The 12,222-nt window shown below is 64.0% G+C and carries 16 protein-coding genes; 13 read left to right on the top strand and 3 right to left on the bottom strand.

What is annotated here, in order from left to right:
• Positions 1-28 precede the first annotated feature (28 nt).
• Entirely contained in the window at positions 29-292 is a 264-nt protein-coding gene (locus ACEN9G_RS07385) for a PAAR domain-containing protein (RefSeq protein ID WP_413337143.1), read from the top strand.
• 52 nt (positions 293-344) lie between these two features.
• Here the strand turns inward: ACEN9G_RS07385 and trmL are convergent, their stop codons facing one another.
• Positions 345-815, bottom strand: coding sequence for a tRNA (uridine(34)/cytosine(34)/5-carboxymethylaminomethyluridine(34)-2'-O)-methyltransferase TrmL (gene trmL / locus ACEN9G_RS07380; RefSeq protein WP_413337144.1), 471 nt, complete (start codon positions 813-815; stop codon positions 345-347).
• A gap of 15 nt (positions 816-830) precedes the next feature.
• Positions 831-1,427 carry a ComF family protein gene (locus ACEN9G_RS07375; protein ID WP_413337145.1) on the bottom strand — a complete coding sequence of 199 codons (597 nt, stop codon included), beginning with the start codon at positions 1,425-1,427 and terminating at the stop codon, positions 831-833.
• A gap of 286 nt (positions 1,428-1,713) precedes the next feature.
• On the opposite strand from ACEN9G_RS07375, the gene ACEN9G_RS07370 reads away from it, so the two are divergent.
• The 7 genes from ACEN9G_RS07370 to ACEN9G_RS07340 all read left to right on the top strand — a co-directional run bounded on the left by ACEN9G_RS07370 (position 1,714) and on the right by ACEN9G_RS07340 (position 7,790).
• Positions 1,714-2,634 carry a methyltransferase domain-containing protein gene (locus ACEN9G_RS07370; RefSeq protein WP_483126535.1) on the top strand — a complete coding sequence of 307 codons (921 nt, stop codon included), beginning with the start codon at positions 1,714-1,716 and terminating at the stop codon, positions 2,632-2,634.
• Positions 2,635-3,036: 402 nt separating this feature from the next.
• Complete coding sequence (gene coxB / locus ACEN9G_RS07365) at positions 3,037-4,230, top strand: cytochrome c oxidase subunit II (RefSeq protein ID WP_413338798.1); 1,194 nt, start codon at positions 3,037-3,039, stop codon at positions 4,228-4,230.
• Positions 4,231-4,326: 96 nt separating this feature from the next.
• A complete protein-coding gene (gene ctaD, locus ACEN9G_RS07360; RefSeq protein ID WP_413338800.1) occupies positions 4,327-5,922 on the top strand; it encodes a cytochrome c oxidase subunit I in 1,596 nt (531 codons plus the stop codon).
• 7 nt (positions 5,923-5,929) lie between these two features.
• Positions 5,930-6,049 carry a cytochrome oxidase small assembly protein gene (locus ACEN9G_RS07355; protein WP_229411904.1) on the top strand — a complete coding sequence of 40 codons (120 nt, stop codon included), beginning with the start codon at positions 5,930-5,932 and terminating at the stop codon, positions 6,047-6,049.
• Positions 6,050-6,056: 7 nt separating this feature from the next.
• On the top strand, positions 6,057-6,635 hold the full coding sequence (locus ACEN9G_RS07350; RefSeq protein WP_413338802.1) for a cytochrome c oxidase assembly protein: 579 nt from the start codon (positions 6,057-6,059) through the stop codon (positions 6,633-6,635).
• Complete coding sequence (locus tag ACEN9G_RS07345) at positions 6,635-6,856, top strand: DUF2970 domain-containing protein (RefSeq protein WP_413338804.1); 222 nt, start codon at positions 6,635-6,637, stop codon at positions 6,854-6,856. The genes ACEN9G_RS07350 and ACEN9G_RS07345 overlap by 1 nt, the downstream gene beginning before the upstream one ends.
• A 76-nt stretch (positions 6,857-6,932) precedes the next feature.
• A complete protein-coding gene (locus ACEN9G_RS07340; protein WP_413338806.1) occupies positions 6,933-7,790 on the top strand; it encodes a cytochrome c oxidase subunit 3 in 858 nt (285 codons plus the stop codon).
• Positions 7,791-7,938: 148 nt separating this feature from the next.
• Here the strand turns inward: ACEN9G_RS07340 and ACEN9G_RS07335 are convergent, their stop codons facing one another.
• Complete coding sequence (locus tag ACEN9G_RS07335; RefSeq protein ID WP_036230020.1) at positions 7,939-8,139, bottom strand: twin transmembrane helix small protein; 201 nt, start codon at positions 8,137-8,139, stop codon at positions 7,939-7,941.
• 41 nt (positions 8,140-8,180) lie between these two features.
• On the opposite strand from ACEN9G_RS07335, the gene ACEN9G_RS07330 reads away from it, so the two are divergent.
• From ACEN9G_RS07330 to ACEN9G_RS07310, 5 genes are read left to right on the top strand one after another with little or no spacing between them, the layout of a single operon-like run.
• The gene (locus tag ACEN9G_RS07330) at positions 8,181-8,924 is read left to right on the top strand and encodes an SURF1 family protein (RefSeq protein WP_413338807.1); all 744 of its coding nucleotides are present in this window, start codon (positions 8,181-8,183) and stop codon (positions 8,922-8,924) included.
• Entirely contained in the window at positions 8,902-9,531 is a 630-nt protein-coding gene (locus ACEN9G_RS07325) for an SCO family protein (RefSeq protein ID WP_413338809.1), read from the top strand. Before ACEN9G_RS07330 ends, ACEN9G_RS07325 begins: the two co-directional genes overlap by 23 nt.
• Before the next feature lie 6 nt (positions 9,532-9,537).
• Positions 9,538-10,695 carry a COX15/CtaA family protein gene (locus ACEN9G_RS07320; protein WP_413338811.1) on the top strand — a complete coding sequence of 386 codons (1,158 nt, stop codon included), beginning with the start codon at positions 9,538-9,540 and terminating at the stop codon, positions 10,693-10,695.
• A complete protein-coding gene (cyoE, locus tag ACEN9G_RS07315) occupies positions 10,692-11,597 on the top strand; it encodes a heme o synthase (RefSeq protein WP_413338813.1) in 906 nt (301 codons plus the stop codon). Before ACEN9G_RS07320 ends, cyoE begins: the two co-directional genes overlap by 4 nt.
• A 2-nt stretch (positions 11,598-11,599) precedes the next feature.
• Entirely contained in the window at positions 11,600-12,199 is a 600-nt protein-coding gene (locus ACEN9G_RS07310; RefSeq protein WP_413338829.1) for an SCO family protein, read from the top strand.
• Positions 12,200-12,222 lie beyond the last annotated feature (23 nt).

Below are 12,222 nucleotides of genomic sequence, written 5' to 3'. Positions count from 1 at the left end.
ACCTACTAAACTGCACAGGAGAACGTCCATGAAAGGCGTGATTCGATTGGGTGATCTGACCAGTCACGGTGGCAAGGTTGTGATCGCATCCGCCACCTCTTCGGTCAATGGCCTTGCCGTTGCACGGCAAGGTGACGCATGTGTCTGCCCCATCCCCGGGCATTCGATATGCGTGATCATTGAGGGTGACCCGTCCGTGTTGATCGGCGGGGTTCCGGTTGCCTTTCACGGCCACAGGACGTCATGCGGTGCAAGCCTTATCTCTTCCGCCTTCACCTCGGGAACACCATAAATCACGCGTATGGGAGAGTGTCGGGTAAAGACGGCCCGGCGACCAAGCCGCCTTAGCCCCCGCCGGCGTACCCGTTCTGGCGCCACGCTTCGTAGACGACCACGGCCACCGTATTCGACAGGTTCAGGCTGCGGTTGCCCGGCATCATCGGCAGGCGGATGCGCTGGGCCGGCGGGAACGATTCGCGCAAGGCCGGGTCCAGGCCGCGCGACTCGGCGCCGAACACGAATATGTCGCCCGGGCGGAACGCGGCATCCGCGAACGGCGACGAACCGTGCGTCGTCATCGCGAACATGCGCGTGCGGTCCGGCTGTGCGTCGGCCAGGAAGGCGTCCCAGTTCTTGTGGACCTTCATCGTGGCGTAATCGTGGTAGTCGAGACCGGCGCGGCGCATCTTGGCATCGTCCAGCGGGAAGCCGAGCGGCTCGACCAGGTGCAGCTGCGCCCCCGTGTTCGCGCACAGGCGGATGATGTTGCCCGTGTTGGGCGGGATCTCGGGTTCGACCAGTACGACGTGAAACAAAGCTATCTCCTTGGGTTACGGGTGGGGCGGCGTGCGCGCAAATACAAAATTCGTCACGCGCGCCGCGCCGAACCGTTTAAAAGTGGCGGCCAGTTCGCCCAGCGTGTGGCCGCTCGTCATGACGTCGTCGACGAGGCCGACGTGGCGGCCTTCGACGAGGTCCGGGTCCTCCACGGCGAACGCGCCACGCACATTCTTCGCCCGCACGCTCGGCGCGACGCCCGACTGCGCCGGCGTGTCGAGCGTGCGCAGCGCCAGCGCCGGATGACATGCTACCCCGAGCGCCGCCGCCAGGGGCCGCGCGATTTCCAGCGCCTGGTTGAAGCCGCGTTCGACGAGCCGGTTCGGCCCCAGCGGGACCGGGCACAGCAAATCGGGCAGCGGCAGGCCGGGGCGGGCGAGCACGGCATCGCGGATCTGGCGCGCGAACCACGGCGCGAGCGCGAGGCGGGCGCCGAATTTTAATTGAAGCACGAGCTGGTCGAGGGGAATTGCGTAATCGACGGCGACGACGGTGGCGTCGAAGGCGGGTGGGTCGCGCAGGCAGGAGCCGCAAATGTTATCGTCGTGCTCGCGCTTATCAACGTCGTCCCCGCGCAGGCGGGGATCCAATTTTTCATGCGTCGTCGGCAGCGCGAAATTGGGCTCCCGCCTGCGCGGGAGCGACGGTAGGGCTGCTAACGGGTTCGCACACTGCCCGCAACGCACCCGCCGCACCCCCGCATACGCATCCCGGCACGCAGTACATACGACATCATCGCACCCGCTCCCGCACAGGGCGCACATCGATGGCATCAGCACGCGCAGCCAATGCCGCAGGGACAAATAACGGGCCGTCATCGTAAGTTCCACCCATCATGTACACTCCCGCCATTATCCCATTCACCGCAGCCCCATCATGGTTTCACCCCAAGCCCCGTCGAAGATGAGCGCCCCGATCGATCCGGTCCGCGTGCGCCAGCTGTTCGCCGACCCCGCCCGGGTCGCCCCTTCCGATTTCCTGCGGCGGGAGATCGCCACCCGCATGTTCGACCGCCTGACGCTCGTCAAGACGGCGCCGCGCCAGGTGCTCGACGCCGGCTGCGGCGCCGGCGTCGATATCGCCGAATTGCAGAAACGCTATCCGGCTGCGCAGGTGCTCGGCCTGGACGCCGTGCCGGCCATGCTGGCGACCGCCACGGCCGCCACGGCCGCCACGTCGGCGCCGCGCTCCTTGTTGAGTCGTTTGCTGCCGGCCAAAGCCGGCATCGATCTCGTTTGCGGCGACTTCGGCAACCTGCCGTTCGGCCCGAACTCGCTCGACCTGGTCTGGTCGAACCTGGCATTGCACTGGCATCCCCAACCCGACCGCGTGTTCGCCGAGTGGCGTCGCGTGCTGCGCGTGGATGGTCTGCTGATGTTCTCGAATTTCGGTCCGGACACGTTCCGCGAACTGCGCGCCGCGTTCGCGGCGATGGACGAGACGCCGCACACGTTGCCGTTCGTCGACATGCACGACTTCGGCGACCAGCTCGTGGAAGCGGGGTTCACGACGCCCGTCATGGACATGGAACAGATCACGGTGACGTACGACACGGCCGACAAGCTGCTGGCCGACGTGCGCGCGTTCGGCGGTAACCCGCTGGCCACGCGCCGCCGCGGCCTCGTCGGCCGGGCCGCGTGGCAACGCATGCGCGACGCGCTGGAAGCAGGGCGCCGCGCGGACGGCAAGCTGGCGCTGACGTTCGAGGTCATCTACGGCCACGCGTTCCGGCCGGCACCGAAGACGACGGCCGCGGGCGAGGCGATCGTCCGCTTCCAGCCGCCCAAGCCGCGGTAAGACCCATGCATCCTGTATACGATCGCGGTAATTTTCCTTGAATAAAAATTACCGCTTTCAGTATAATCAAACACACTTTTTTCGACTGGATCAAAAAAGCGCTAAAAAATTAAGCATAAAGGCGTCAAGTCGAGGGTTGGAGCATCACCCGGGGATACAAGGCAGCGTATCGGGTATCCCCCGCAAGCAAGGTTTGAAGACATCGTTCATCGAGGATGCCAGACGGCATCCGGCTGGACGGTGTCGAGTCCCGAAGCGCCCGCCGGCGCGACGGGAAGTGGTTGCGTTTAGTTTAAAAAGGATTTCAGAACGGAAGTTGTCTTCCGTGGTTCCTCCATGGCGAGCCAGAGGAGGGCCGCTTCCGTTCTAGAAATTTCTCTTCTAAAGGTGGTTGGGGACAACATGACATATGCAAAACGATTCAAAGCGTTGATGCTCGGTCTCGCAGTAGCGGCCAGCATCCCGGCGATGGCGGCTACCGAGCCCGTCATTACCGGTCGTCCGGTGGAACATCAGCTCAACATGCAGGCGCCCGTGACGGGCATTGCGGCCTATATCTATAGCCTGCATAACTGGATGATGGTGGTCTGCCTGGTCATCTTCATCGGCGTGTTCGGCGTCATGTTCTATTCGGTGTTCAAGCACCGCAAGTCCCTCGGCCACAAACCGGCCACCTTCCACGAATCCACCACGGTCGAGATCGCTTGGACCGTCATACCGTTCCTGATCGTCATCGGCATGGCCCTGCCGGCCACGCACGCCGTGGTGCAGATGAAGGACACTTCCAACCCGGACCTGACCATCAAGGTCACCGGCATGCAGTGGAAATGGGGTTATGACTACCTGAAGGGCGAGGGCGAAGGCATCTCGTTCCTGTCGAACCTGGCCACGCCGCGCACGCAGGTGGGCGAGCCGGGCATCGCACCGACCGAGAAGCGCACCGAGAACTACCTGCTCGAGGTCGACAATCCCGTCGTCGTCCCGGTCGGCAAGAAGGTCCGCCTCGTGCTGACCGCCAACGACGTGATCCACTCGTGGACGATTCCCGCCTTCGCCGTCAAGCAGGATGCCATCCCCGGCTTCGTGCGCGACACGTGGTTCAAGGCCGAGCAGATCGGCACGTACCGCGGCAACTGCGTCGAGCTGTGCGGCAAGGAACACGCGTTCATGCCGATCGTCGTGAAAGTCGTCTCCGCTGAAGACTACACCGCATGGGTCAAGGGCGAGAAGACCCGCATGGCCGCGCTGGCCGACGACCCGAACAAGGTCTGGACCATCGACGAGCTCAAGACGAAGGGCGAGAAAGTCTACGCGGCCAACTGCGTGGCCTGCCACCAGGCCAACGGCCAGGGCGTGCCGAGCGCATTCGCACCGCTGGTCGGTTCACCTGTCGTACTCGGCCACAAGGCCGAACAGATCGCCGTGCTGCTGAATGGTAAGCACAGCGGTAAGTATCCGTCGGCAATGCCGTCGTGGAAGCAGCTGTCGGATTCCGAGATCGCTTCCGTCATCACTTATACCCGCAACAACTGGACCAACAAGGCCGACGAGAACATCGTCCAGCCTTCCGAAGTCCTGGCTGCCCGCGGCAAATAAGACAAGACAAGCAACAAGCGTTTGGATCACAGGGACCGGGCCGTCACCGCGTCACCGCACCACGGCCTTGCTGTCCCGCACGACTAGGATACTGACATGACTTCCAGCACTATCGATCACACTCACGATCACGGCCACGACCACGCGCACGACCATCCGGTCGGCGCGCGCCGCTGGCTCTTTGCCACCAACCACAAGGACATCGGTACGCTGTACATGTGGTTCGCGTTCATCATGCTGCTCTCGGGCGGCGTGCTGGCGCTGATGATCCGCACCGAGCTGTTCCAGCCCGGCCTGCAGTTCTTCCGCCCTGAATTCTTCAACCAGCTGACCACCATGCACGGCATCGTGATGGTGTTCGGCGCGATCATGCCGGCCTTCGTCGGCTTCGCCAACTGGATGATCCCGCTGCAGATCGGCGCATCCGACATGGCGTTCGCGCGCATGAACAACTTCTCGTTCTGGCTGCTGCCGCCGGCCGCGATCCTGCTGGCGACGTCGTTCTTCGTCCCGGGCGGCGCCACCGCCGCCGGCTGGACGCTGTACGCGCCGCTGTCGACGCAGATGGGCCCGGGCATGGACATGGCGATCTTCGCCCTGCACATCATGGGCGCCTCGTCGATCATGGGTTCCATCAACATCATCGTCACGATCCTGAACATGCGCGCGCCGGGCCTGACGCTGATGAAGATGCCGATGTTCTGCTGGACCTGGCTGATCACCGCCTACCTGCTGATCGCCGTGATGCCGGTTCTCGCGGGCGCCATCACGATGACCCTGACCGACCGTCACTTCGGCACCTCGTTCTTCAACGCGGCCGGCGGCGGCGACCCGGTCATGTACCAGCACATCTTCTGGTTCTTCGGCCACCCCGAGGTCTACATCATGATCCTGCCGGCCTTCGGCATCGTCTCGCAGATCATCCCGGCCTTCGCCCGCAAGCCGCTGTTCGGCTACGCATCGATGGTGTATGCAACCGCTTCCATCGCGATCCTGTCGTTCATCGTGTGGGCGCACCACATGTTCACCACCGGCATGCCGGTGACGAGCCAGCTGTTCTTCATGTACGCGACGATGCTGATCGCGGTGCCCACCGGCGTGAAGGTCTTTAACTGGGTCGCCACGATGTGGAAGGGCTCGATGACGTTCGAGACCCCGATGCTGTTCGCCGTCGGCTTCATCTTCGTGTTCACGATGGGCGGCTTCACGGGCCTGATCCTGGCCGTGACCCCGATCGACATCCAGGTGCAGGACACCTATTACGTCGTCGCGCACTTCCACTACGTGCTGGTCGCCGGCTCGCTGTTCGCCCTGTTCGCCGGCTTCTACTACTGGGCACCGAAGTGGACCGGCCACATGTATCCGGAACTGCGCGGCAAGATCCACTTCTGGAACTCGCTGTTCTGGTTCAACCTGACCTTCTTCCCGATGCACTTCCTGGGCCTGGCCGGCATGCCGCGTCGTTACGCTGACTATGCCGTGCAGTTCACGGACTTCAACCAGATCGTGTCGATCGGCGCGTTCGGCTTCGGCCTGTCGCAGGTGTACTTCCTGTTCTTCGTCGTGCTGCCGACCATCCGTGGCGGCAAGCCGGCCGAAGCCAAGCCGTGGGAAGGCGCCGAAGGCCTGGAGTGGACCGTGCCGAGCCCGGCGCCGTTCCACACCTTCGAAACGCCGCCGCTGGTGAAGTGAGAGCGCGATGAACGATGATCGTTCGCAGCAGATCAGGAAGAACAACCGGCGCACGGCCCTGTGGCTGGCCGGGCTCGCGCTGTTCTTCTTCGTCGTGCTGTTCGTCAAGCGCCTGTGGCTGAACTGAGGCTGCCATGCAAGCGGAAACGAATGCGGGCCGCCACGAGGACAGTGGCCGCCTGCGTCTGAATCGCACCACGCTGATCAAGCTGATCGTCGTCGCCTGCATCATGTTCGGCTTCGGCTATGCGCTGGTGCCGATCTACCGCCAGGTGTGCGAGGCGCTCGGCATCAACGTGCTCACGCAGAAGGACGGCACGGTGGCTCGGCCTGCCAACACCCAGGTCGACCTCGCGCGCACGATCACGGTGGAACTGGACGGCAACGCCCAGGGCCCATGGCGCTTCCGCCCGACGCAGCGCAGCATCGACGTGCACCCGGGCGAGATGGCGACCGTCGTCTACGAAGTGGTGAATACACAGGACCGCACGGTGAAGGCGCAGGCCATCCCGAGCTACGCGCCGCAGTCCGCGACGCCGCATTTTAAAAAGGTCGAGTGCTTCTGCTTCAAGGAACAGATCCTGAAGCCGCACGAGGCGCGGCAGATGCCGGTCGTGTTCTTCATCGACCCGGAGCTGCCGCGCGAAGTGAAGAACATCACGCTGTCGTACACGTTTTTTGAAATCGGTGGCGCCGTGACGGCGCAAAAATAATGGCCAACGACGATCCACGCGAACCCGTAAAAACCGCGTCGTTCGGCGCCACGATGAAGGCCGTGTTCTGGTCGTTCTTCGGCGTGCGCAAGCGCCGCGACTACGAGCACGACGCGGCCAACCTGAACCCGATCCACGTGATCGTGGGCGGGCTGATCGGGGTGGCGCTGTTCATCGGCATCCTGGTGTTCGTCGTGCGCATGGTCGTCGCCAAGAGTTAAAACTATATAAGCAACACGAAAGCAGGGAAGCGCAGTACCCCGGAATTCGAAACAATGCTTGATTGAGGAGATATACATGAGTTCACCCCATACCGCGCCGTACTATTTTGTCCCCGGTCCCTCCAGGTGGCCGCTGGCAGCCGGCGTCTCGATGCTGGTCACGATGGCCGGCGCGTCCGGCTGGGTCAACGGGGCCGCCTGGGGACCCGGCGTGTGCACGGCCGGCATCGTCGCGATGCTGATCGTGCTGTACAACTGGTTCGGCGACGCCATCGGCGAGTCGGAATCCGGCAAGTACGGCGAGCGCATCGACCTGTCCTACCGCTGGTCGATGAGCTGGTTCATCTTTTCCGAGGTGATGTTCTTCGGCGCCTTCTTCGGCGCGCTGTTCTACGCACGTGCGATCTCGATGCCGTGGCTGTCCGACCTCGACCACAAGGTCATCTGGCCGGATTATTCGGGCCACTGGGGCAACATCGGCCCGGCCGGCACCGTGGAGCAGTTCAGCACCATGGGCCCGTTCCCGATCCCGACCATCAACACGGCACTGCTGCTGACCTCGGGCGTGACGCTGACGATCGCCCACCACGCCCTGCGCGCCGGCCACCGTGCCCGCACCGCGCTGTTCCTGTTCGCGACGATCCTGCTGGGCGCCATCTTCATGGGCTTCCAGGCCTACGAATACCACCACGCGTACAGCGAACTGAACCTGAAGCTGACCTCGGGCATCTACGGCTCGACGTTCTTCATGCTCACGGGCTTCCACGGCTTCCACGTGACGATGGGCGCGATCATGCTGTCGGTCGTGCTGTACCGCGTGCTGCGCGGCCACTTCACGCCGGAACATCACTTCGCGTTCGAAGGTGCGGCGTGGTACTGGCACTTCGTCGACGTGGTGTGGCTGGGCCTGTACGTCGTCGTGTACTGGCTGTAATCGTTATCTCTAAAACCGTCGTTCCCGCGAAAGCGGGAACCCATACTGAACAACAGAACCCCGTCAGTTGGATGCACCGCGGTGTTTCCAGCAAACCGACTCCGGGCCTTCAGCATGGGTTCCCGCCTGCGCGGGAACGACGTTTTTGTTAGTGCAGTCCTTTAGGCTGGATCCACCCCATCTTGTACGAGAACAGCACCAACAGGAACAGCGTGATCGACAGCCCGACCCGCATCGCCAGCGCCTGCACGGTGCGGTTGCTGCGGCCCTTGTCGCGCATCAGGAAGAACAGGGCGGACGCGAGGCTGCCGATGATGAGCACGAAGGCGATGGCGACGACGGTTTTCATGGGCGTCCGGTAGAGAGTTGTTTGGGTTGTACGATCATTGTATGCGACTGCGCTTCCGTTTCAGAACCATTCCTTTCCTCGCGACGCTCGTGCTGGTCGCGGTCGGCATCCTGCTCGGTAACTGGCAGGTGCGCCGCGCCGCGGAGAAGACCGCGCTGCAGGCCCGGCTCACGCAGCGCGCTGCGTTGCCGCCGCTCGTGCTGGACGGGAAGCCGGTCGATCCCGCCGCTGTCGAATATCGCCGTGTCATGGTGACCGGGGAATTCGTCACCCACTGGCCGCTGTTCCTCGACAACCGGCCATTCGAAGGCCGTACCGGATTCGTTTTGCTGATGCCGTTTAGAATAGCGGGTGCCGACGCGGGTGCAAGCGATGTTGTCCTCGTCGCGCGCGGCTGGGTCCCGCGCGATCCGGCCGTGCACGATCGCGTACCGCAGGTAGCGACGCCAAGCGGCCGCACGACCATCGAAGGCCTGGCGATCCTGCATCCGGCGCGCGTGATGGAACTCGGCAAGGCGCCGCCGCCCCGGCCCGGCGCCATCGTCCAGAATGTCGATCCGGCGGGCTTCGCCCAGGCCAGCGGCCTGCGCACGCTGCCCGTGCTGGTCGAGCAGACGAGTGCGGACGACACCGGAGCCGCCGGGCTCATCCGCAAATGGCCTGCCCCCGCGGTCGATGTCGACCGCAACAAGGGCTATGCATTCCAGTGGTATGCGCTGGCGGCGATGGCCTTTCTATTTTTTGTGATAACAGGATTTCGAAGTGGAACCAAACAAGCTGGCTGAACCGGCAATCGACCCGAAGAGCGCCCGCAAGCGCGGCCGCTGGATGCTGTGGCTGGTGCTGCTCGTGTGCGCGTCGCCGATGATCGCGTCGTACTTCACCTATTACGTCATCAAGCCCGAAAAGCGCAACAACTACGGCACCCTGATCGACCAGCGCGCCCATCCGGTCCCCGCGATGGCGACGACCACGCTGGACGGCCGTCCGCAGGCGCTGAAACAGTTCAAGGGCAAGTGGGTCATGTTGATGGTCGGGCCGGGTGCATGCCCGGACTCTTGCCGGAAGCAGCTGTTCGCGCTGCGCCAGCTGCGCCTGATGCAGGGGAAGGAAGCGGACCGCATCGAGCGCGTCTGGCTCATCACCGACCAGGAACCGCTGGACACGCTGATCATCCGCGAATACGACGGCACGCACATGCTGCGCGCCGACGCCGCGACGGTGACGCAGTGGCTGCCGGTCGATGGCGGCACGACGCCGGCCGACCACATCTACCTGATCGACCCGCTGGGCCACCTGATGATGCGTTTCCCGAAGGATCCGCAGCTGCAGGAAGTGCGCAAGGTGTACAAGGACATCAACAAGTTGTTGAAGGCATCGGCCGTCGGGTAACGCGCAATGGAAGTCTCGAATTTCATCCTGCTGGCCCTGACCGGCATCCTGGCGGCCAGCGTGCCGCTCGCGCTCGTGTGGACGGCGACGGGCACCCACAAATACCGCAAGCTGGCGTGGGTGATCGCGTTCTTCACGTTCGACCTGATCGTGTTCGGCGGTTTTACGCGCCTGACGGACTCCGGCCTCGGCTGCCCCGACTGGCCCGGCTGCTACGGCGAAGCGAACCCGTTCCTCGCGCATGAACACATCGCCGCGGCCGAGGCGCTGATGCCCACTGGACCCGTGACGAAGGTGAAGGCCTGGATCGAGATGATCCACCGCTTCCTCGCGATGGGCATCGGCTTCCTGATCATCGGGTTGATGGTGGCGTCGTGGCTGGAATGGCGCCGTGCGCGGGCACGCGGTGTGCGGCCCACGCATGGCCCGGCGTTGCCGACACTCCTTTTCCTGTGGGTGTGCGTGCAGGGCGCGTTCGGCGCGTGGACCGTCACCCTGAAACTGCAGCCGGTCATCGTCACGCTGCACCTGCTGTTCGGCCTGACCCTGCTGGCGCTGGCCGTGTGGCTGGCCGGACGCGAAGACAACCTGCTGGCCCCGCCGCCGGCCGTCCCGCCCACCGTGCTACGCAAGCTGCGTCCGCTGGCCTGGCTGTCGGGCGCCGTGCTGCTTGTCCAATTGGCATTGGGCGGGTGGGTGAGTACCAATTACGCGACACTCGCGTGCAGCGATTTCCCGCTTTGTAATGGACAAATTGTCCCAGAGATGGATTGGCAACATGGTTTCACCTTGTGGCGCGAGCTGGGCAAGACGGCGGCCGGGCATTACCTGCCGTTTTCCGCGCTGACGGCGATCCACTGGGTGCACCGCAACTTCGCACTCGTCGTCGTCCTCGTACTGGGCTATACGGCGTGGCGCACCTGGCGTTTGCCGGGCCTGCACGGCACGGCGCGCAACCTGGCGCTGGTGCTTGTCGCCCAGGCAACGACCGGCATCGCGACGGTGTTCCTGAACTTTCCGTTGCCGATTGCCGTGCTCCACAACGCGGGGGCGGCTGGCCTCGTCCTTCTGGTGACCATGTTAAACTACAAGGTACAGTATCAACTCGAGCTGGCGCTGCGCAGTCCACGACGTGAGGCGGCGACGTCCGCGAGCCACCCATGATTACGCAAACCGCCATCCACAAACCGCCCAGCCGCGTCACGCAATATTGGGCGCTGACCAAGCCGCGCGTCACGCAGCTGGCCGTCTTCTGCGCCGTGATCGGCATGTTCCTCGCCACCGACGGCTTTCCGGGCTGGCACGTGCTCGTCTGGGGCACGATCGGCATCTGGCTGCTGGCCGGCGCCGCGTTCGCCGTCAACTGCCTGATCGAGGCGGAAGTCGATGCCCGCATGGCCCGCACGGCGCGCCGCGCCACCGCGATGGGCGAGCTGTCGACCACGCAGGTCCTGATCTTTTCCGCGATCATCGGCGGTGCCGGCATGGGCATCCTGTACACGATGATCAATCCGCTGACGATGTGGCTGACATTCGTCACCTTCGTCGGCTATGCGCTGATCTACACGGTCCTGCTGAAACCGAACACGCCGCAGAACATCGTCATCGGCGGCCTGTCGGGCGCGATGCCGCCGGCCCTCGGCTGGGCCGCCGTCGCGAATACGGTGCCGATGGAAGCCTGGCTGCTCGTATTGATCATCTTCGTCTGGACCCCGCCGCATTTCTGGGCCCTGGCGATGTACCGCCGCGACGACTACGTGCGTTCCGGCCTGCCGATGCTGCCCGTCACGCACGGCATGCAGTACACGGGCCAGCAGGTGTGGCTGTACTCCGTCGCGCTGGCGGCCTGCACGCTGTTCCCGTTCGCCGTCGGCATGAGCGGCGTCGTGTACCTGGCAGCGGCCATCGTGCTGAACGCGATCTTCCTGCGCCATGGCTGGCTGATCCACAAGCACTACAGCGACCAGGTCGCGCGCAAGGCCTTCGCCTGGTCCATCGTCTACCTGTCGCTGCTGTTCGCGGCGCTGCTCGTCGACCACTACGTCAAACAATACCTGCCGATCTGATGATGAAAAAACTGCTGCCCGTCCTCGTCGCCGCCTGCGCGCTGACCGTCTCCCTCGTCGCATGCGACAAGCTGCCGGGCAAGCAGAAGGAATCGTTCCAGAACACCGACGTCACCGGCCTCGATTACGCGAAAGGCTTCACGCTGACCGACCACACCGGCAAGCCGCGCACGCTGGCCGACTTCAAGGGCAAGGCCGTCGTCGTCTTCTTCGGCTACACGCAATGCCCGGACGTGTGCCCGACCACGATGGCGGAAATGGCCGCCGTGATGCAGAAACTCGGGCCGCTGGCCGACCAGGTGCAGGTGCTGTTCGTCACCCTCGACCCCGAGCGCGACACGCAGGAACTGCTGGCCAACTACGTGCCCGCGTTCGACAAGCGCTTCCTCGGCCTGCGCGGCACGCCCGAGCAGACGGCGAAGACCGCCAAGGAATTCAAGGTGTTCTACTCGAAGGTGCCGGGCACGGACCCGGGCAGCTACACGATCGACCACACGGCCGGCAGCTACGTCTTCGACCGCGCCGGCCGCCTGCGCCTGTTCATTCGCCACGGCCAGGGTCCCGATCCTATCGTGCACGATCTGCGTGAGTTATTATCCTGACATCGTAAACACCCGATGATCAG

It is taken from the genome of Massilia sp. Masssp94 (assembly GCF_059491305.1).
This window is presented reverse-complemented; position numbering and strand designations above follow the sequence as displayed.